Raw genomic sequence first — 20,471 nt, 5'->3', positions numbered from 1 at the left:
ATGAAGCGCTTTTATTTCATCGGCTTTCTGGTGCTCATGGCCTTCGACACGCTGGCCCAGCTGAGCTTCAAGCAGGCCGGCAATGCGGCGCTGCCGCTGGAGTTCTCCACGGCCTGGCTGGCGCGCGTGTTCGGCCAGCCCTGGATCTATGGCGCCTTCGTGGGCTACATCGGCGCCTTTTTCTCGTGGATGACCTTGCTCAAGCGCGCGCCCATCGGCCCGGCCTTTGCGGCATCGCACCTGGAGATTCTTTCCGTGCTGGCGCTGTCGTACTGGCTGTTCGACGAGCGCATAGGCATGCCCCAGATCATCGGCTGCCTGTTCATCGTGGCCGGCATCGCCTGCCTGGCCGTCAGCGAGACGCAGGAGGCCGAGGGGCCCGGCGCAGACGATGACACGCCGGGCCATGCGGGCGGCAACCCGGGCGCGGGCTCGGCCAGCGCGGGCGCCGCGCATCTGGCGGCCTCGGCCGAGCACGGCTCGCACCGTGGCTGAACGCGTGCTGCCGCCCACGGCGGGCCTGCCGCTGCGCGCGGCCGACCTGCTGCCCTGGGGCGACGCGGACCTGGCGACGGCGCTGGCGCAGTGGCTGGGCGTGCCCGCCGTGCAGCTTGAATGCTCGGGCACCTCGGCGCTGATGGTGGCGCTGCAGACCCTGCGCCGCCTGGCGCCGGGCCGCAGCGAAGTCATCGCACCCGCCTATACCTGCCCGCTGGTGGCCCTGGCCGTGGCGCACTGCGGCCTGCAACTGCGCCTGTGCGATCTGCATCCCGACACGCTGGACATGGAGCCCGCGCGCCTGCGCGCCCTGTGCAGCGAACGCACCCTGGCCGTGCTGCCCACGCATCTGTGCGGCCGCGTGGCCGACGTGGCCACGGCCGTGGACTGCGCGCGCGCCGTGGGCGCCTGGGTGGTGGAGGACGCGGCCCAGGCCCTGGGCGCACGCCTGCGCGGCGAGCCCGTGGGCTGGCAGGGCGATGTGGGCTTCTACAGCCTGGCCGTGGGCAAGGGCCTGACCACCTTCGAGGGCGGCGTGCTGCTGGCGCGCGACCCCGCGCTGCGCGAGGCACTGCGCGAGACACATGCGGCCAGCGTGCGCCAGGACCGGGGCTGGGAGTTGCGCCGCAGCCTGGAGCTGCTGGGCTATGCGGCGCTGTACCGCCCCGCCGGGCTGGACCTGGCCTATGGCCGTCCCCTGCGCGATGCGCTGTCGCGCAGCGACTGGGTGCAGGCCGCCGGCGATGATTTCGACGACGCCATTCCCCGCCATGAACTGGGCGCCTGGCGCCGCCGCGTGGGCCGGCGCGCACTGGCGCGGCTGGCGGATTTCCAGCAGCAACTGCAGCGCCAGGCGCGTGAGCGCGGCGCCTGGCTGTCGGCCATCGATGGCATCGAGGTGGTGGGCGACACCGTGCCGGGTGCGCAAGGCGTCTGGCCCGTGCTGCTGCTGCGCCTGCGCGATGCCGCCACGCGCGATGCGCTGCTGCGCGCGCAGTGGGGGCGGGGCTGGGGTTTGTCGCTGCCCTTCGTCCATGTGCTGCCCGACTATGGCCGCTACGACCATGTACTGGGCCTGGCGCGCCAGGACGTGGTGGACCAGGGGCGCGACTGGGCACGGCGCCTGGTGGCCGTGGGCAACAGCCTGTGGTTCGACGACGCGCGCTTTGGCGATCTGGTCGAGGTGCTGGAAAGCGCCACAGTGTAGGCTGCCGCCTGACGCCGTGGTCCCGGCTCCTCAACTGGCCTGCTGCAGACGCTCCACCAGGCGCTCGTTGAACGCATGCTGGCCCAGCTGCCAGGTGGCCAGCGTCTGCGCGCCGATCTGCGTGTCCTGGCCGTCTCCGGCGCTCATCCAGCGCTTCCACCAGGTCGTGTAGCGCCAGGAGGACACATCGCCCGTGATGTCGCTGCCCACGATCTGGCCGGCCAGCGCGCCGATGATGTCCAGGGCCTCGCCTTCCTGCATGCGACCCTGGTCCCAGTTGGTGCGCACCACCTCGGGCGCGAACACGTCCTTGTCGATGCTCAGGTAGGTGGGCTGGGCCTGCTCGCGCAGCATGCGCGCCAGCGTGCGGGACAGGTCGGCCACGCTGGCAAAGCCGCGAAAGGCGGCATCCACGCCCAGGCGGCGCGCCCAGCCCGTGTCCACGCCTGCGCTCCAGTAGCTCAGGCGGCCGGCGCGCAGCGGCGTGAGGTAGTTCTCCCAGGCGTGCGCGCGGCCGATGTCGCCGGAGGTGATGCCGGCCACATGCACATGCGAGACGGCCGGATGCAGGGCCACGCGCCGCACCCAGGAGCCGCAGTGCACGCCCCAGGGAAAGCGCATGTTGTCGGGGTGGTTGTCCAGCACGACCACGCGCAGCGGCCGGCCCGCGGACAGGGCCTGGGCGGTGATGCAGCGCTCGATCAGCGGCCAGCTCAGGTGGTGGAAGTCGCCACTGCCCATGAGGGCCGTGCCATGCGCGGCGGGCAGTTGCGCATCGAGTGCCGCGCGGAACTGCGCAAACCGGCGCAGGCCGCAGCCAAAGCGCACCTGCTCCTGCCAGTCCTGCAGCGGCAGGCGCAGCTCGCCGGGCAAGGTTCCCACCGAGCCATCCACATCCAGCACGACCGGCTGGGCATTCAGTTCTGTTCGCTCCATTGGCGATCGCTTTCGAAGTGGCCGGCAAAGCGCCGGCCCAGTGCGCGCAGCAGCGGATTGCGGATGAAGACCGCATGCTGCGTGAAGGTGAAGCTGGCGCCCAGCTGGGCCTTGACCTCGGGGTCGGTCCAGCCGGCCACGTAGTGGCTCAGGCCGCGTTCGATGGCGTATTCAAGGTTGACCATCCAGCTCACGAAGTAGAGATTGGCCTCGCGCGCGGCCGGGTAGGACAGGCCGATGTACTTGTCGATCAGCTTGCCGCCGTGCTCGAAGCACAGGTTCCAGCCCAGCAGCGCGCCGGGCGTGCCGTCGTCCTGCAGCGCGCGGTATTCGAACACGGTGCCGCCGTTGCCTGCATCGCGCAGCAGGGCCGCGAAGAAATCGCGCGTGAGCCTGTCGAAGTGGATCTCGCTTTGCGCATACACCGCATCGAACAGCGCGTAGTAGGCATCGACGCAGGCGTCATCGGCAAAGGCCGCGCCCGTGGGAATGCGCTGCACGTGCAGCTGCGCGCGGCTCCTGAGCTTGCGGCGCAGGTTCTGGCGGCGGCTCTTGGACAGGCGTGCAAGGTATTCGTCCAGGCTGGAGAAGTCGATGGGCACATGGGCCAGGGCCTGGCCCTCGACCAGGATGAAGCCCGCATCGGCCAGCGCCTGCGCCAGCGCCCGTGCATGGGCGTTGTCGGCGTCCGGCAGCAGCGGTGAATCCTGGGGCAGGTCCTTGACGATGGTCAGCATGCGCCGGCCTGCGCGCGCACGCAGCGCGGCGGCCTGCTGGGCGGCAGGGATGCCCATGGGCAGCACGGCGTACTCGCTGACCGTGGTGCCCACGAAGTCGGTGGACAGGCGCAGCCGGCGCGACAGCCAGCCGCCACCGGGCAACGACAAAAGACGCGCCTTGAGCGCGTCGTCCGCCGTGGTCAGAAGATCGAAGGGCGCCGTGAAGGCCGGCGCCGGCCAGTCCTGCAGCAGTGCGAAGCCCTCGGGAGGATGGGCCGCGAACTGCGCGAGCAGGCCTGGGGGTTCGAGCTGGTTGTGCAGGCGCTCTGCGGGCATCGCGCCTTCAGGCCGCCTTGGCTTTCGTGAGCAACTGGTCCAGCAGGACCATGGCTTCGTCGATCTCGGGGCGCGAGATCATCAGCGAGGGCGCGAAGGTGATCACGTTCTTGTAGTAGCCGCCCACGTCCAGCACCAGGCCGCGTTTCTGGCCCTGGTATTCCAGGCCGCCTTCGAGGCCGATGTCCACCATCTTGTCCAGCAGCGCCTTGTTGGGCGTGAAGCCGTCTTCGGTGCAGATCTCGGCGCGCAGCGCCAGGCCCAGGCCGTCCACGTCGCCGATTTCCTTGTGGCGCTTTTGCAGCTCCTTGAGGCCTTCGAGGAAGTAGGCGCCCGATTCGCGCACCTGGCGGCCGAAGTCCATCTCGTGGGTCATCTTCATGACTTCCAGGCCCAGGGCCGTGCCCAGCGGGTTGGAGGCGAAGGTGGAGTGGGTCGATCCCGGCGGGAAGATGGTGGGGTTGATCAGCTCCTCGCGCGCCCACAGGCCCGACAGGGCGTTGAGGCCGTTGGTCAGCGCCTTGGCAAAGACCAGCACGTCGGGCTTGACGCCGAAGTTCTCCACCGACCACAGCGTGCCGGTGCGCCAGAAGCCCATCTGGATTTCATCGACCACCATCAGCACGCCGTGGTCATCCAGCACTTTCTTGAGGCCCTTGAAGAAGTTGGGCGGCGGCACGACGTAGCCGCCCGTGCCCTGGATGGGCTCCACGTAGAAGGCCGCGTACTCGCACTGGTTGGTCTTGGGGTCCCAGATGGCGTGGTACTCGTTCTCGAACTTGCGCGCGAATTCCCGGACGATGGAGTCCGCGTATTCCTCGGACGTCATGCCCTTGGGGCGGCGGAACGGGTAGGGGAAGGGGATGAACTGCGCGCGGTCGCCGAAGTGGCCGTAGCGGCGGCGGTAGCGGTAGCTGGAGGTGATGCTGGAGGCGCCCAGCGTGCGGCCGTGGTAGCCGCCCTCGAAGGCGAACATCAGGCTCTTGCCGCCGCTGGCGTTGCGCACGACCTTGAGCGAGTCCTCGATGGCCTGGGCGCCGCCCACGTTGAAGTGCACGCGGCCGGCATGGCCCCACTTGCGCTCCGCATCCTGGGCGATGAACTTGGCCAGCTCGATCTTGGTGGGGTGCAGGTACTGGCTGGCGACCTGGGGCAGGGTCTGCAGCTGCTCGATCATCTTCTGCTCGAGGCGCTTGTTCTTGTAGCCGAAGTTCACGGCCGAATACCACATCTGCAGATCAAGGTAGGGCGTGCCGGCCTCGTCGTACATGTAGCTGCCTTCGCAGCCCGAGAAGATCTTGGGCGGGTTGACGTAGTGGACGGTATCCCCGAACGAGCAGTACTTGGCTTCGTCGGCCAGAAGTTGGGCGTTATTGATCACAGCAAAGGGCTCCAGATATTCAGCCGCCGCAGTGTGAGCGGGCAATCTTGCTGCGCTGTCGAGTCTTTGTGTGGGGTTTGTGGAGGAGGCCCGCGCGGAGCCTGGATCGGCCCCTGTGACGTAAATGAGACAAAACAAATGATAATCATTATCAATTGATGGGAGAATCGCGGAAAGCCAGCAGGAACAATCACACACGGGGGGAGCAATGGTCTCGCAAGAGCACTCCGCGGACAGGTCGGCAGCTAGCCAGCAACCCTCTTTCCCCGATTCCCGCCATGGCTGTGTCTTCGCGTTCGTCTTTCCTCTCCCTCTCCCGCAATCCCTCGCGTACGCCGGCATTGCGGCCCAGCCTGCTGGCCGTGGCCGTGCAGGCCGCCGTGATCGGTCTGGCCTCGCCCGGCGCCTGGGCGCAGACGCATGTGCAGACTGCGGACGATGAGGCCCGGCTGATGGCACAGGCTCCCACCAAGGCGCTGGCCCAGGTCGATGTGGTCGATGCAGCCGAGCCCGTGCAGCGCACGCCGGGCGCCTCCACCACCGTCAGCGGCCCGGCGCTGGAGCAGGCCGGCAGCATGGCCGATGTGGTGCGCTACCAGCCCCTGGTCTCCGCGCCCGGCACGGCCTCGGGCACCAGCCGCAACCGCAGCAGCTTCGACCGCTCGGGCACCACGGGCTACAACATCCGCGGCATCGAGGGCAACCGCATCGGCATGGATGTGGACGGCGTCGAGATGCCCGACGCCACCACGCGCCCCTATGTGAGCCGTGTCGGCGCCAACACCTTCGGCGTGGGCCGCGACTTCATCGACCCCGAGATGTTCTCGGCCGTGGACATCCACTCCGGCACCACCACGGCGCGGCGCGCGGCCGGTGGCATCGGCGGCTCGGTGGGCTTTCGCACCAAGTCTGCCGAGGACTACCTGGTGGGCGGCAAGACCTCCTACCTGGGCGGCAAGATCGGCCACGACACGGCCGACCGCTCCTGGAACGAGAGCTTCACGGCCGCTGGCCGCTCGGGCGACCTCGACGGCCTGATCGCCTATTCGCGCCGCGACGGCCACGAGACGCGCAACCACAGCGCCATCGTCAACAGCTATCCCGACGACTGGAACTCCAACGCGCTGCTGCTCAAGGGCGGCCTGCGCATCAACCCGGCCCACCGCCTGGTGCTGTCGGCCGACCTGTACCGCCGCAAGAACGACACCTCCTTCCACGGCTGGGACACCACCAACACCAGCATCACCGAAAGCTCGCGCCAGAACAGCGACACCAGTCGCAACACGCTGCAGCTGCAGCACCTGTGGACACCGGCCGGCGCCTGGGTGGACCAGCTGGACACGCGGCTGTTCTTCCAGAACACGGACACCAACGACGTCACCGACACCACCACGCTGGCCACGGGCGCCAAGGTGCACAACGTCTCCGGCAACGAGACGCGCACCTGGGGTTTCTCGAGCACGGGCGACAAGCGCATCGACCGCCACCGCCTGAGCTTTGGCGTCAATGCATCGACACAGGACACGGAGCGTCCGTGGAACGTTTTCGCTACCGGCACGCCCGTTATGAAGCCCCAGCCCGACACCACCACCCGCCGCTACGGCGCCTTCCTGCAGGACGAGATCAGCTTCCAGGCCGGCGGCCGCCGCCTGGCGCTGATTCCCGCGCTGCGCGTGGACCGCGTGGAGATCAAGACACGCGACCTGGACAACTTCGTCTCGGGCGTGCTCACGGCCGCCGATGTGGAAAAGATTTACGGCGGCACGCGCGGCAACACCATCCTCAGCCCCAGCCTGGCCCTGGTCTATGACCTCACGCCCACGTTCAGCGCCTATGCCCAGTTCAAGCGCAGCGGGCGAGCGCCCTCGGCCGGCGAGATCTTCGGCTCGTGGAACATGGCCAGCAACTACAACGCGGCAGGCCAGTACGCCCTGGTGGGCAACCCCAACCTGAAGGAGGAAAGCAGCAATGCCTTCGACTTCGGCCTCAAGGGGTCGCCCACGCCGGGCGTGACCTTCAACAGCTCGGTCTTCTATACCAGGTACTCCGACTTCATCGCCTACACGCGCTACCTGCGCGCGGGCCGTCCCGACCTGTTCGTCAACGTGCCCGCCCACATCGGCACCATCTACCAGGCCGAGAACCGCGACAGCGCAAAGATCTACGGCTTCGAGGCCAGCGCGCGCCTGGACCACGGCCAGTGGATGCCCGCCGCCAGGGGCCTGTACTCCACCTGGGCGCTGGGCATCAGCCGCGGCACCTCCAAGTCCTACTACGCAGGCGACAAGGATGTGCCGCTGGACAGCGTGCTGCCGCGCAAGGCCATCGTCGGCGTGGGCTATGACGCACCGGCCCGGCAATGGGGCCTGAACCTGACCGGCACCTTCGTCGCTGGCAAGCAGGCCGTGGCCACCAACCGCGACAGCTACCTGAACGCGGGCACCGGCCTGACCGACTCGACCACCGAGCTGTTCCGCGTGCCCGGCTATGCCATCTTCGACCTGGCCGGCTACTGGCAGGTCGCAAAGAACGTGCGCCTGAACGCCGGCATCTACAACCTGGGCGACAAGCGCTACTGGGACTATTCCAGCACCCGCAGCCTGCAGCCCGGCGTGGCGCGCGACCGCCGCGACATCGAGCTGCTGAGCAACCCGGGCCGCACCTTCGCCGTGTCCATGAACGTTGCGTTCTGAGCACCCTGCGCACCATGCCATTGCATCCACGCCACCTTCACTTGCCGCGTGGCGCGGATCCGAGGAGTTTCTCCAGGGGCCGGCCGGCCTTCCCTACAGCGGCGGTGTCGGCCGGAAAGCCTCCACCACCATCGCAGCCGCCGCTGTATCTGCCTACTTCAGGAGTCGTTTCATGATCGAGTTCTCTCTGTCCCACCGCATGCTGGCCGCTGCCGGCCTGGCGGCCCTGCTCACCGCCTGCGCATCGCCCACGGCACCGTCCGCCAGCGGCCCGGCCCAGCCTGCGGGCGGGCATGGCCAGTCTGCCTTCATGGGCAGCTACGACGCCAACCGTGATGGCGTGGTCACGCGCCAGGAGTACGACACCGTGCGCAAGCAGCGCTTCCTGGCAGGCGACACCAATGGCGACGGCTGGCTCAGCGAGAAGGAGTACGTGGACGAGTTCGAGGCCCGCCTCAAGCAGCAGTACGCGGGCCGCCAGCCCGACGAGCGCTATGCCCAGTCCATGAAGCAGGCCCATGTGCGCTTCGGCATCGTGGACAGGAACCGCGACGGCAAATACACCGTGGAAGAAGACATGGCCGTCGCCGAACGCAGCTTCAAGGAAGCCGACGTCAATGCCGATGGCGTCGTGGACAAGAACGACGTCAAAAAGCCCTGAGCGGACATGGCCAAAACCCCATCCAAGCGATTGGCCTGGTGGCTGCCGCTGCTGTCGGCCGTGTGCATCTCCGCCCAGGCCCACACGCCCTACCTGCTGCCCACCAGCTTCGAGGCTTCTCCCCGGGTCGTCATCAGCGTGGACGCCAGCTTTGCCGACAAGTTCTTCATCCCCGAAGTGGCTTTTGGCGAAACGCGCTTCACCGTGACGGCGCCCGACGGCTCGGTCACGCCCATGGCCGATGTGCGCCAGTTCAAGACCCGCACCGTGGCCGAGCACCAACTGCCCGACGAGAAGGGTACCTACCGCGTGAGCACCGGCCCGCGCCTGGGCGCCGTCTTCCGTTCGTGGGAGCGCAACGGCAAGGTGGAGACGGCGCGTGATCCCGCCACGCCCACGCCGGCCGATGCCAGGCTGCTGAGCCACTACCAGTCGCTGTCGGTCTCCGAGACCTACATCACCGTGGGCAAGCCCAGCCGGGCCGCGCTCGCGCCCTCAGGCAAGGGCCTGGAGATCGTGCCCGTCACGCATCCGGCCGACCTGTTCGCGGGCGAGAAGTTCGACTTCACCGTGCAATACGACGGCAAGCCGCTGGCCGCGCAGAAGGTGGAAATCTTCCGCTCGACCATGGACCTGGCCAGCCAGCACAGCGTGGATGCACTGACCACCGATGGCGAGGGCCGCATCTCCTACGCCCTGCCCAAGTCAGGCATCTACCTGGCCCTGGTGCGCTACCGCGCCGACGCCCCCACCGGCGCCGCCGCGCCGCAGTACGGCAACAACTACACGCTGACCTTCAGGGTGCTGGCGCAGTAAGGGGTTCCGGTTTCACGAAAAAGGCCTGCCGCCATGGAGGTGCAGGCCTTTTCTCATGGTGCAGCCCAGCCTCAGGCGATGTGCATGAAGGCTGTGCACCTCAACCCGTGGCCACCACCCGCAACACTTCGGCGCCGTAGGCGTCGAGCTTCTTGGCGCCCATGCCGCTGATGCCCTGCAGGTCGTCCAGCGATGCGGGGTTGCGCTCGGCGATGGCTGCCAGCGTGGCGTCGTGGAAGATCACATAGGCCGGCAGGTTGTGTTCGCGCGCGACCTCGGCGCGCCAGGCCTTGAGGTTGATGAAGCGCACCTGGGCGTCGGGGCCCAGGCTGGCAGCTGCCGCGTTGGGCTGGGTGGCGCGCTTGGAGGTGCGCGTGCGTGGCGCTGCGACGGCCTCGCGCAGCTGCACGGGGACATTGCCGCGCAGCACGTCGCGCGAGCCATCGGCCAGGCACAGGGTGTCGAAGCTGTGGCCGCTGTTCTCGCTGGTGATCTTGTGCAGGCCCAGGGCGCCCGTGGCCAGCAGCTGGCGCATCACGCCGCGCAGCTGGGGCTCGCTGTAGTCCTTGCCCAGGCCGAAGGTGGAGATCTTGTCGTGGCCGTACTGGCGCACCTTCTCGGTGTCCTTGCCGCGCAGCACGTCCATGATGTGGCCTGCGCCAAAGGTCAGCTGGCTGGCCTCGTGCACGCGGTAGATGGTGGACAGCAGCTTGCGCGCGGCGTCCGTGCCATCCCACAGGGCCGGGGGCTCCATGCAGTTGTCGCAGTTGCCGCAGGCGGTCTTTGCCACGCGCTGCAGCGGCCTGCCTTCAATGTCCGTCTCTGCGTCTTCTCCCGGTGCGCCCAGGCCGTACTGCTCGCCGAAGTAGGCCAGCAGCCGCACGCGGCGGCAGTCCGTGGCCTCGGCCAGGCCCAGCAGGGCATCGAGCTTGCCGCGCATGACCTGCTTGAAGGTGTCCTCGGCCGGGCTTTCGTCGATCATGCGGCGCTGGTTGACCACGTCGGACAGGCCGTAGGCCATCCAGGCATCGGCGGGCAGCCCGTCGCGGCCTGCGCGGCCGGTTTCCTGGTAGTAGCCCTCGATGTTCTTGGGCATGTCCACATGGGCCACGAAGCGCACATCGGGCTTGTTGATGCCCATGCCGAAGGCGATGGTGGCGACGATGACGATGCCGTCCTCGCGCAGAAAGCGGTCCTGGTGCAGCTGGCGCGTCTCGAAGGGCAGGCCCGCGTGGTAGGGCAGGGCGGGCACGCCGGCCTGGCTCAGCGTCTGGGCCAGCTCCTCCACGCGCTTGCGCGACTGGCAATAGACCACGCCGGCCTCGCCCTCGTGCTCGCGCTCTATGAAGCGCAGCAGCTGGTTGCTGACGTCCTTCTTCTCGGCGATGCGGTAGCGGATGTTGGGGCGGTCGAAGCTGCTGACGAAGTGCCGTGCGCTCTCCAGCTGCAGCCGCTCGACGATGTCGGCGCGCGTCAGCGCATCGGCCGTGGCCGTGAGCGCAATGCGCGGCACGCCCGCATAGCGTTCGTGCAGCACGCTCAGCGCGCGGTACTCGGGCCGGAAGTCATGGCCCCACTGGCTCACGCAGTGGGCTTCGTCGATGGCGAACAGCGACAGCTTGCCCTGGGCATGCAGGTCATCGAGCAGGCCCAGGAAGCGCGGCGTGTTCAGGCGCTCGGGCGCGGCATACAGCAATGTGATGTCGCCGCTTTGCAGGCGCCATTCGACTTCCTGCGTCTCGTCATAGGACAGCGTGGAGTTCAGGTAGGCCGCGCTCACGCCGGCCTCGTGCAGCGCGCCCACCTGGTCGTGCATGAGCGCGATCAGCGGCGACACCACCACCGCCACGCCGTGGCCCTGCTGCTGGCGCACGATGGCCGGCACCTGGTAGCACAGACTCTTGCCGCCGCCCGTGGGCATGAGCACCAGCGCATCGCCGCCGGCGACCACGTGCGAGACGATGGCTTCCTGCGGACCGCGGAATTGTTCGTAGCCGAACACGGCTTGCAGGACGGAATGCGCGGCGGACAACGGGGACTTCTTTCGGCAGAGGCGGCTGGCGCGGGAGGGAGCGGGATGCGGGCGCTTCCCGCAAAAAATGCGCTGCGGCCCGAAGGCCGCAACAGCCGCCATTTTGCGCCCCCTCGCAAGGTCCAGGGAAGACCTGGGGTTTGAGCCGCTCTGCATCAATGGCCTTTTCCGGGCGCGAGGGTGCCATTTTCAGATTTCTCCTAGCCACCCGCTGCTGCATTCAGCTGCCGCCCAGCACCCCACGCGCAATGATGCTGCGCTGCACTTCGGACGAGCCTTCGTAGATGCGCAGGATGCGTGCATCGCGCACCAGGCGCTCCAGCGGTATTTCGCGCGTGTAGCCGTAGCCGCCGTGGATCTGCAGGGCTTCGTCGGTGACGAAGCCCACCATTTCCGAGGCATGGAGCTTGGCCATGGCCGAGTGCTGGGTGAAGGGCTGGCCGGCCTGGCGCAAGGCCAGGGCCTGCATCGTCAGTGCCCACGATGCCTCCAGGCGCAGCTTCATGTCTGCCAGCTTCCACTGGATGCCCTGTTTCGTGGCCAGTGGCTCGCCGCCGACCAGGCGCTGATTGGCCCATTGCGCGGCGGCGGCCAGGGCGGCCTCGGCCACGCCCAGGGCGGTGGCCGCCACGTCCAGGCGGCTGTTGTCCAGCACCTTCATCGCCGTCTTGAAGCCTGTGCCCTCGGCGCCCAGCCGGTGGCTGGCAGGCACGCGCACGCCGTCCAGCGATACCTCGAAGGCATGGCCGCCGCGGATGCCCATGAGCTTTTCGGGCGCCGAGACCTGGATGCCGGGCAGATCGCGCGGCACGATGAAGGCGCTGACGCCGCGCGCGCCGGCCTCCATGTCGGTCTTGGCGAAGACCACCATGAAGCGCGCCTCGGCGGCGTTGGAGATGAAGTGCTTGACGCCCGTGATCAGATAGTCGTCCCCATCGCGCACGGCGCGCGTGCGCATGTCGGCCGGGTGGGAGCCGCCGCGCGGCTCGGTCAGCGCAAAGGCGGCCAGCCATTCGCCGCTGGCGCAGTGCGGCAGCCACTGCTGGCGCTGGGCGTCGTCGCCGCCGATGAGCACGGCATCGGTGCCCAGGTAGTGGGCGCCGATCATGGACGAGGTGGCCGCGCAGGCGCGCGAGATGGCCACCAGGGACAGCAGCATGGCCGTGGGCGTGACGCCGGGGCCGCCCAGCGCCTCGGGCAGGTTCATTCCCATCACGCCCAGGGCTGCCAGGCCCGGCACATGGCAGGTGGCGGACAGTGCCTCTTCGTCCATGCGCTGCGCCAGCGGGGCGAGTGAGTCGTCGGCAAATCGGGCCACGGCATCGGCAATGGCGTGGTCTTCGGCGGTGGTGCCCAGTCGTTGGAAGTTCATGGAAGTTCGCTCAATGTGATGGGGAAGAGGGGGCCGCGCCTGCGGTGCCCAGGGCACCGGATGCGCGCAGCGCGGCAATGGCTTCGGCGCCCCGGCCCAGCCACTGCGAGAGCAGGGCCTCGGTGTGCTCGCCCAGGGCCGGTGCGCGCTCGGCGCGGTTGGGTGCGGCGCCGCTGAAATGCACGGGCTGGGTGGGCAGGCGCAGGCCGGGCAGGCGCTCGTCCTGCACCGCGCCGAGCAGGCCGCGTGCCTGGCTCTGGGGTGATTCCAGCGCCTGGGCAATGTTCCAGATGGGCGCGGCGGGCACGCCGGCCGCATCCAGCGCGGCCACCACCTGCGCCACTTCATGGCGGCCGGCCCAGGCCTCGATGGCCTCGCGCAGCGCGGGTTCGTGGGCCGAGCGTGATTCGTCGCTGGCAAAGCGCGGGTCGCCGGCCAGGCTGCCCAGTTCCATGGCCTGCAGGGCGGCGGCGAACAGCTTGTTGTTGAGCACGGCCAGCGCGAAGTGGCCGTCGCCTGCGCGGTACACGCCGAAGGGGGCCGACAGCGGATGGCGGTTGCCTACGCGGCGCGCGGGCCGGCCCGTGAACAGGTAGCGCGCCACCGAGGTGGCCAGAAAACTCAGCGTGGTGTCGAACATGGCCACGTCCACCTGCTGGCCGTGTCCCGTGGCGCGGGCCTGCAGCAGCGCGGCCAGCGTGGCCCAGGAGGCGAACAGGCCGGCCACCACGTCGCTGACGGCCTCGCCCACCACGGTGGGCGCGCCATCGGGCTCGCCCGTGGCCTCCATGAGGCCGCTCATGGCCTGCACGATGATGTCGTAGGCCGGCCGGTGGGCCAGCGGCCCGGTCTGCCCGAAGCCCGAGACGCTGACGTAGACCAGGCGCGGATTGAGCGCCCGCAACTGGCTTGCGCCGATGCCCAGGCGCTCGGCCACGCCGGGCCGGAAGTTCTCCACCACCACGTCGGCCTGGGCCGCCATCTCGTGGACCAGGGCCACGGCCTCAGGGTGCTTGAGGTCCAGCACCAGGCTTTGCTTGTTGCGGTTCATCACCGTGAACAGCGCGCTTTCTCCGTTGTTCATGGGGCCGATGGCGCGGTAGTCGTCGCCCTGCGGTGGCTCGATCTTGACGACCTCGGCGCCCAGGTCGGCCAGCAGGGCCGTGGACAGCGGCCCGGCCAGCACGCGCGTGAAGTCGAGAATGCGCACGCCGTCGAGCGGGCGGGCGGTGAGGGGGGTGGACTCGGTCATGGGTGCAGCCTTGGACGGGTGGTCTATGGCTGCATGCTGGCGTGGGATTGAATCAATGGAAAATATTCATTCCTGATTCACTGCATTTAAAAAGATGATCCAGATCAGCCTGCGCCAGCTGGAGTATTTCGTGGCCGCCGCACGCCATGGCAGCACGGCGCGCGCGGCCGAGGCCATCGGCGTGTCCCAGCCGTCCATCTCCAAGGCGATTGCCGACCTGGAGGCGCTGTGGGGCGAGGCGCTGTTCGTGCGCCGCCATGCCAGGGGGCTGGATCTCACGGCGGCCGGCGCGGTGCGCAGCCGCGAGGCCCAGGCGCTGCTGGACGGCGCACGCAGCCTGCAGGGGCCGCGCACGGCGGCGATGGCGGGCGTGCTGCGCCTGGGTTTTCTGAGCACGCTGGGCGCGCGCTGGGTGCCTGCCCTGCTGGCGCAGATGCAGCGCCTGCACCCCGGCATTGCGCTGGAGCTGGTGGAGGGCGATATCGCCTCGCTCACGCAGCAGGTGGAGCGCGGCGAGCTCGATGCGGCCCTGCAGTACGACACGGGCCTGGCGCGTCCCCGCATGGAGCTGCTGCCCGTGGCGGCGCTGCCGCCCTATGTGCTGCTGCCGCAGCGCCATGCGCTGGCGGCCAGGACCAGCGTGGGGCTGGCCGAGGTGGCCCGCTACCCGCTGGTGCTGATCAACCTTCCGCACAGCCGCGAGTATTTCCTGTCGCTGTTCCGCGAGGCCGGCGTGACGCCACTGGTGGCCCATGAATTCGCCTCCATCGAGATGCTGCGCTCCATGGTGGCCAATGGCCACGGCCTGAGCGTGCTGACCACGCGGCCAGTGGTGGACCGCGCCCACGATGGCCAGCGCCTGGCCTGCCGCCGCATCCGGGGCCGCGTGGCCCCCCAGGGCGTGGTGCTGGCCGTGCCGGCGGGCAATGCCTCGCCGCTGATTGCACCGTTCTTGAAGGTGGCGCGTGCCGTGATTGCACCGTAGCGGCGCGCAGCCCCGTGGCATGCACCACGGTGGTGAGCTGCTACCCGGGATTTTCCCCAGGTTGTATGGACAAGCTTGGTTGGCACGGCATTTGCTGTTGCTCTATGTGTTGATCGCAGGTAGATGCAGGATGCTCGCTCCATCACCGGTTTGCCGGGTAATCCTGTATATACATGTCCGGTCGGCAAAAACACACTTCGGGCTCCCGCACTGGTCTGCCTGCGGACCCCGAAACTGCCATCGCCAACTTGCTTTCCCGACCGAGGAGTGCCACATGAGTTCGATCCCCACGTTCCGCCGCCTGCCCCTGGGGCCGCTGGCCGCCGCCCTCTGCCTTGCCGCCGCACTGCAGCCCGCTGCCGCGCAGGAGACCAAGATCACCCTGGGCATGTCGGGCTGGACCGGCTTTGCGCCGCTGACCCTGGCCGACAAGGCCGGCATCTTCAAGAAGAACGGCCTGGCGGTGGACCTGAAGATGATTCCGCAGAAGGACCGCCACCTGGCCCTGGCCTCGGGCGCCATCCAGTGCGCGGCCACCACCATCGAGACGCATGTGGCCTGGAACACCAACGGCGTGCCCATCGTGCAGATCTTCCAGATGGACAAGTCCTATGGCGCCGACGGCATCGCCGTGCGCAATGACGTCAAGGGCTTTGCCGACCTCAAGGGCAAGACGGTGGCCGTGAGCGCGCCGGGCACGGCGCCGTACTTCGGCCTGGCCTGGATGCTGCACAAGAACGGCATGACCATGAAGGATGTGAAGACCGTCTCGCTGGAGCCGCAGCCCGCGGCCCAGGCCTTCGTGGCCGGCCAGAACGATGCGGCCATGAGCTACGAGCCCTACCTGTCCACCATCCGCGCCAACCCGGCGGCGGGCAAGATCCTGGCCACCACCATCGACTACCCCATGGTCATGGACACGGTGGGCTGCGATCCCAAGTGGCTCAAGGCCAACGCGGCCGCGGCCAAGGCGCTGGCCCAGTCGTATTTCGATGCGGTGGCCATGATCGAGGCCGACAAGACCAAGTCCTTCGAGATCATGGGCGCAGCCGTCAAGCAGGGTGGCGAGCAGTTCGGCAAGTCGGCCTCCTACCTGAAGTGGTCCGACAAGGAAGCCAACCAGAAATTCTTCGCCAACGAGCTGGTGCCCTTCATGAAGGAGTCGGCCGTGATCCTCAAGGAGGCCGGCATCATCCGCTCCATCCCCGAGAACTATGGCGTGATGTACGACGCCAGCTTCATCCAGTAAGCCCGCCAGGGGATGACCATGCAAGCCGCATCCACTTCCGCAGTCCAGCCGGCTAACAAGCCCATGACCCACGCCACACCGCACGCTCCCGCGCCCGCCGCGGCGCCAGCCCCCGTCCGCCGCCGCCGCATGGCGCCGCTGGAGCCCGTCAGCCCCACGGCCAAGTGGGTGCTGGGTGTGGCCTTTTTCGTGCTGTTCTTTCTCGTCTGGGCGGCTGTGACGCTGGGCGGCTTCGTCTCCCCGACCTTTCTGGCCAGCCCCATGACCATGGCGCGCGAGGGCGTGCTGCTGTTCACCGAATACGGTTTCCTGCACGACATCGGCATGACGGTATGGCGCGTGATGGGCGGCTTCATCCTGGCCTCGGTCGTGGCCGTGCCCCTGGGCATCGCTATGGGCGCCTGGAAGCCGGTCGAGGCCTTCTTCGAGCCCTTCGTGTCGTTCTGCCGCTACCTGCCGGCCTCGGCCTTCATCCCGCTGCTGATCCTGTGGGCCGGCGTGGGCGAGACGCAGAAGCTGCTGGTCATCTTCATCGGCTCGGTGTTCCAGATCACGCTGATGGTGGCCGTGACCGTGGGCGGCGCGCGCAAGGACCTGGTGGAGGCCGCCTACACGCTGGGCGCCTCCAACACCGGCGTGGTGCGCCGCGTGCTGATTCCGGGCGCCGCGCCCGGCATTGCCGAGACGCTGCGCCTGGTGCTGGGCTGGGCCTGGACCTATGTGATCGTGGCCGAGCTGATCGGCTCGTCCTCGGGCATCGGCCACATGATCACCGACAGCCAGGCGCTGCTGAACACGGGCCAGATCATCTTCGGCATCATCGTGATCGGCCTCATCGGCCTGGTGTCCGATTTCATCTTCAAGACCGTCAACCGTCGCATGTTCGAGTGGAGCACCCTGTGAAAAGGATCTACCCCCTGAGCGGCTGCGCCGCTTCCCCCTTGAAGGGGGACGACACCCTCGGTGCGGGGCGGCGCGGCCGGCGTAGGCCCTTCCTCGGTGTCTCTGAGGTGAGTCGCGCCGGTTGCAGCCGCCGTGAATATTGACAAGCGCCCTGGAGAATCGTGATGAATCTTTTGTCTATTCAAGGTGTTTCGCGCACCTTCACCAGCCACAAGGGCACGAGCACGCAGGCCCTGCTGCCTGTGGATTTCGAGGTCCGCGAGAACGACTTCGTCACCATCCTCGGCCCTTCGGGCTGCGGCAAGTCCACCATGCTGCGCATTGCGGCAGGGCTGGATTTCCCGACCACGGGCCAGGTGCTGCTGGACGGCCGCGCCGTGGACGGCCCGGGCGCCGACCGGGGCATGGTGTTCCAGAGCTACACGCTGTTCCCCTGGCTGACGGTGGCCCAGAACATCCGCTTCGGCCTGCGTGAGAAGGGCGTGAGCGAGGCGCTGCAAAAGGAGCGCAGCGACTACTTCATCGCCAAGGTGGGGCTGCGCGGCTTCGAGAACCACTTTCCCAAGCAGCTGTCTGGCGGCATGCAGCAGCGCACGGCCATTGCGCGCGCGCTGGCCAACGATCCCAAGATCCTGCTCATGGACGAGCCCTTCGGCGCACTCGACAACCAGACCCGCGTGCTCATGCAGGAGCTGCTGCTGGGCATCTGGGAGGCCGAGCGCAAGACCGTGATGTTCGTCACCCACGACATCGACGAGGCCATCTTCATGGCCAACCGCGTGGCCGTGTTCAGCGCGCGCCCGGGCCGCATCAAGGCCGATATTCCCGTGAACCTGCCGCATCCGCGCCACTACACGGTCAAGACATCGCCCGAGTTCATGGAGCTGAAAGCCCGGCTGACCGAAGAGATTCGCGCAGAGTCGCTGGCCGCTGCTGCACACTGACGCTTTTCCATGACCACTGCCCACACCATGTCTTCGCGTTCCACGGCTTCCCGACTTTCCGCAACGACGGCGGAGGTGCCCATGGCCCTGTACCAGCAGGTCAAGGACCACGTGCTGCGCAAGATCGCCGATGGCTCGCTGTCGGCCGGCGAGCGCGTGCCGTCCGAGCAGGAGCTGGTGCAGGAGTTCGGCGTGGCCCGCATGACGGCCAACCGCGCGCTGCGCGAGCTGGCCGAGCAGGGCGTGATCGTGCGCGTGGCCGGCGTGGGCTCCTTCGTGGCCGAGGAAAAGCCGCAGTCCACGCTGCTGCGCATCGCCAACATCGCCGAAGAGATCCGCCAGCGCGGGCATGACCACCGCTTCGAGCTGATCAGCGTGCGCCGAGAGTCGGCCTCGCCCGAGGCGGCGGCTTCGCTGCAGCTGTCTGCGGGCAGCTCGGTGTTCCACCTGCAGGGCGTGCATTTCGAGAACGACGTGCCCGTGCAGCTGGAAGACCGCCATGTGAACCCGCGCATGGCGCCGGACTTCATGGAGCAGGACTTCTCGCTGATCCAGCCTTCGGTGTATCTGGTGCGCAACGTGCCCTTCGACCAGATCGAGCATGTGGTGGACGCCATGCTGCCCACGCCCGAGCAGGCGCGCTGGCTGCAGATGGACGCGGACCAGCCCTGCCTGACGCTGACGCGCCGCACCTGGTACCTGGGCACGCCCGTGACCTGGGTGCACTGCGTGCATCCGGGCATGCGCTACCGGCTGGGCAGCCGCTTTCGCACCGACGGCGGATCGCACGACGGCTGAGGCCTGAAAGGCGGGGTTCCCGCTCTTGCGCTGTTCCGCTTCGATTGATATTGTATAGACAGGCATAGACATCCATCCCGGCACACCCTCCCAGACACCGACAGGGCATCACCATGAACACCATCACGACTCCCGGCCTCACCTCCCGTCCCGGCACCGCGCTGACGCTGCAGCCCGGTCAGGTCAGCCTGGCCCAGCTGCGGGCCATCCAGCAGGGCGGCGTGCGCCTGTCCATGGCGGCGTCCGCCTACGAGCGCATGCGCGCCGCCCAGGCCCATGTGCAGCACATCGTGGATGAGGACCAGGTCGTCTATGGCATCAACACCGGCTTCGGCAAGCTGGCCTCCACCAAGATCGCCCATGACCGCCTGGCAGAGCTGCAGCGCAACCTGGTGCTGTCGCACAGCGTGGGCACGGGCGATCCGCTGCCCGACGCCGTGGTGCGCCTGGTGCTGGCCACCAAGGCCGTGAGCCTGGCGCGCGGCCATTCGGGCGTGCGCCCCGAGCTGGTCGATGCGCTGCTGGCCCTGGCCAACGCCGACGTGCTGCCCGTGATTCCTGCCAAGGGCTCGGTGGGCGCCTCGGGCGATCTGGCGCCGCTGTCGCACCTGGCCTGCGTGCTGATCGGCGAAGGCCAGGCCAAGATCGATGGACAGGTGGTGTCCGGCACCGAGGCCATGCGCCACGTGGGCCTGGAGCCCTTCGTGCTCGGCCCCAAGGAAGGGCTGGCCCTGCTCAACGGCACCCAGGTATCCACGGCGCTGGCCCTGGTGGGCCTGTTCCAGGGCGAGAGCGTGTTCGCCGCCGGCCTGGTGGCGGGCTGCCTGACGCTGGAGGCCATCAAGGGCTCGGTCAAACCGTTTGACGCCCGCATCCATGAGGCGCGCGGCCAGCTTGGCCAGATCGCCGTGGCCGCCGCCGTGCGCGAACTGCTGGACGGCAGCGCCATCGACACCTCCCACCCCCATTGCGGCCGCGTGCAGGACCCGTACTCCATCCGCTGTGTGCCCCAGGTCATGGGCGCCTGCCTGGACAACCTCAGCCATGCGGCCCGCGTGCTGGTGATCGAGGCCAACGCCGCCTCGGACAACCCGCTGGTCTTCGACAACGGCGACGTGATCTCGGGCGGCAACTTCCACGCCGAGCCCGTGGCCTTCGCGGCCGACATCATCGCCCTGGCCCTGGCCGAGATCGGCGCCATCTCCGAGCGCCGCATGGCCCTGCTGCTGGACACCGGCCTGTCGGGCCTGCCGGCCTTCCTGATTGCCGACAGCGGCGTGAACTCGGGCTTCATGATCGCCCAGGTCACGGCCGCCGCCCTGGCTGCCGAGAACCAGTGCCTGGCCCACCCCAGCAGCGTCACCAGCCTGCCCACCTCGGCCAACCAGGAAGACCATGTCTCCATGGCCACCTACGGCGCACGGCGCCTGGGCGAGATGGCGCGCAACACGGCCGTCATCGTGGGCGTGGAAGCCATGGCCGCCGCCCAGGGCATGGACTTCGACCGCAGCCTGAACAGCTCCGAGCTGATCGAGGCGCAGTACGCGCTGATCCGCAGCCAGGTTCCGCACCTGGACCGTGACCGCTACCTGGCACCCGACATCGAAACCATGCGCCAGTGGGCGCTTGCCACGGACTGGCCCCAGGCCATCGTCCGCCACCTGCCCAGCCACCAGGCTGCCTGAACCC

The 20,471-nt window shown here is 68.4% G+C and carries 17 protein-coding genes; 11 read left to right on the top strand and 6 right to left on the bottom strand.

Annotation, left to right across the window (positions count from 1 at the left end; translation table 11 throughout):
* Together DA1_RS06695 and DA1_RS06690 are read left to right on the top strand one after the other, a co-directional pair.
* The gene (locus DA1_RS06695; RefSeq protein WP_034397603.1) at positions 1–495 is read left to right on the top strand and encodes a DMT family transporter; all 495 of its coding nucleotides are present in this window, start codon (positions 1–3) and stop codon (positions 493–495) included.
* The gene (locus DA1_RS06690; RefSeq protein WP_034397604.1) at positions 488–1,705 is read left to right on the top strand and encodes a DegT/DnrJ/EryC1/StrS family aminotransferase; all 1,218 of its coding nucleotides are present in this window, start codon (positions 488–490) and stop codon (positions 1,703–1,705) included. The genes DA1_RS06695 and DA1_RS06690 overlap by 8 nt, the downstream gene beginning before the upstream one ends.
* Before the next feature lie 30 nt (positions 1,706–1,735).
* Here the strand turns inward: DA1_RS06690 and DA1_RS06685 are convergent, their stop codons facing one another.
* The 3 genes from DA1_RS06685 to DA1_RS06675 are packed head-to-tail and all read right to left on the bottom strand — an operon-like array spanning position 1,736 to position 5,077.
* Positions 1,736–2,641, bottom strand: coding sequence for an arginase family protein (locus DA1_RS06685; RefSeq protein ID WP_034397606.1), 906 nt, complete (start codon positions 2,639–2,641; stop codon positions 1,736–1,738).
* Positions 2,623–3,696 (bottom strand): GNAT family N-acetyltransferase, encoded by a 1,074-nt coding sequence (locus DA1_RS06680; RefSeq protein WP_034397608.1) that lies wholly within the window; start codon positions 3,694–3,696, stop codon positions 2,623–2,625. Before DA1_RS06680 ends, DA1_RS06685 begins: the two co-directional genes overlap by 19 nt.
* A gap of 7 nt (positions 3,697–3,703) precedes the next feature.
* A complete protein-coding gene (locus DA1_RS06675) occupies positions 3,704–5,077 on the bottom strand; it encodes an aspartate aminotransferase family protein (RefSeq protein ID WP_034397609.1) in 1,374 nt (457 codons plus the stop codon).
* Positions 5,078–5,355: 278 nt separating this feature from the next.
* Between DA1_RS06675 and DA1_RS06670 the strand changes: the two genes are divergently transcribed.
* From DA1_RS06670 to DA1_RS06660, 3 genes are all read left to right on the top strand, one after another.
* A complete protein-coding gene (locus DA1_RS06670) occupies positions 5,356–7,770 on the top strand; it encodes a TonB-dependent hemoglobin/transferrin/lactoferrin family receptor (RefSeq protein ID WP_034397611.1) in 2,415 nt (804 codons plus the stop codon).
* A 172-nt stretch (positions 7,771–7,942) separates the two neighbouring features.
* Positions 7,943–8,431 carry an EF-hand domain-containing protein gene (locus DA1_RS06665; RefSeq protein ID WP_034397614.1) on the top strand — a complete coding sequence of 163 codons (489 nt, stop codon included), beginning with the start codon at positions 7,943–7,945 and terminating at the stop codon, positions 8,429–8,431.
* Between the two features lie 6 nt (positions 8,432–8,437).
* Positions 8,438–9,247 (top strand): DUF4198 domain-containing protein, encoded by an 810-nt coding sequence (locus DA1_RS06660; protein ID WP_034397616.1) that lies wholly within the window; start codon positions 8,438–8,440, stop codon positions 9,245–9,247.
* A 100-nt stretch (positions 9,248–9,347) separates the two neighbouring features.
* Here DA1_RS06660 and DA1_RS06655 read toward each other — a convergent pair whose 3' ends face one another.
* The 3 genes from DA1_RS06655 to DA1_RS06645 all read right to left on the bottom strand — a co-directional run bounded on the left by DA1_RS06655 (position 9,348) and on the right by DA1_RS06645 (position 13,903).
* Positions 9,348–11,279 carry a RecQ family ATP-dependent DNA helicase gene (locus DA1_RS06655; protein WP_034397618.1) on the bottom strand — a complete coding sequence of 644 codons (1,932 nt, stop codon included), beginning with the start codon at positions 11,277–11,279 and terminating at the stop codon, positions 9,348–9,350.
* Between the two features lie 220 nt (positions 11,280–11,499).
* A complete protein-coding gene (locus DA1_RS06650) occupies positions 11,500–12,651 on the bottom strand; it encodes an acyl-CoA dehydrogenase family protein (protein ID WP_034397619.1) in 1,152 nt (383 codons plus the stop codon).
* Positions 12,652–12,661: 10 nt separating this feature from the next.
* A complete protein-coding gene (locus DA1_RS06645) occupies positions 12,662–13,903 on the bottom strand; it encodes a CaiB/BaiF CoA transferase family protein (RefSeq protein ID WP_034397620.1) in 1,242 nt (413 codons plus the stop codon).
* A 94-nt stretch (positions 13,904–13,997) separates the two neighbouring features.
* On the opposite strand from DA1_RS06645, the gene DA1_RS06640 reads away from it, so the two are divergent.
* From DA1_RS06640 to hutH, 6 genes are all read left to right on the top strand, one after another.
* The gene (locus DA1_RS06640) at positions 13,998–14,888 is read left to right on the top strand and encodes a LysR substrate-binding domain-containing protein (RefSeq protein WP_034397621.1); all 891 of its coding nucleotides are present in this window, start codon (positions 13,998–14,000) and stop codon (positions 14,886–14,888) included.
* A gap of 274 nt (positions 14,889–15,162) precedes the next feature.
* Positions 15,163–16,137, top strand: a complete 975-nt coding sequence (locus tag DA1_RS06635; protein WP_012202084.1) for an ABC transporter substrate-binding protein — start codon at positions 15,163–15,165, stop codon at positions 16,135–16,137.
* A gap of 63 nt (positions 16,138–16,200) precedes the next feature.
* On the top strand, positions 16,201–17,040 hold the full coding sequence (locus tag DA1_RS06630; protein WP_046240485.1) for an ABC transporter permease: 840 nt from the start codon (positions 16,201–16,203) through the stop codon (positions 17,038–17,040).
* A 164-nt stretch (positions 17,041–17,204) separates the two neighbouring features.
* The gene (locus DA1_RS06625; RefSeq protein ID WP_012202086.1) at positions 17,205–17,984 is read left to right on the top strand and encodes an ABC transporter ATP-binding protein; all 780 of its coding nucleotides are present in this window, start codon (positions 17,205–17,207) and stop codon (positions 17,982–17,984) included.
* A gap of 27 nt (positions 17,985–18,011) precedes the next feature.
* On the top strand, positions 18,012–18,782 hold the full coding sequence (gene hutC, locus DA1_RS06620; RefSeq protein WP_049801468.1) for a histidine utilization transcriptional repressor HutC: 771 nt from the start codon (positions 18,012–18,014) through the stop codon (positions 18,780–18,782).
* Between the two features lie 113 nt (positions 18,783–18,895).
* Complete coding sequence (gene hutH / locus DA1_RS06615) at positions 18,896–20,467, top strand: histidine ammonia-lyase (RefSeq protein WP_013800045.1); 1,572 nt, start codon at positions 18,896–18,898, stop codon at positions 20,465–20,467.
* Positions 20,468–20,471 lie beyond the last annotated feature (4 nt).

It is taken from the genome of Delftia acidovorans NBRC 14950, from assembly GCF_001598795.1.
Taxonomy (GTDB): Bacteria; Pseudomonadota; Gammaproteobacteria; order Burkholderiales; family Burkholderiaceae_C; genus Comamonas; species Comamonas acidovorans.
Note: the sequence above shows the minus strand (reverse complement) of the source record. Positions and strands in the feature narration are given on the sequence as shown.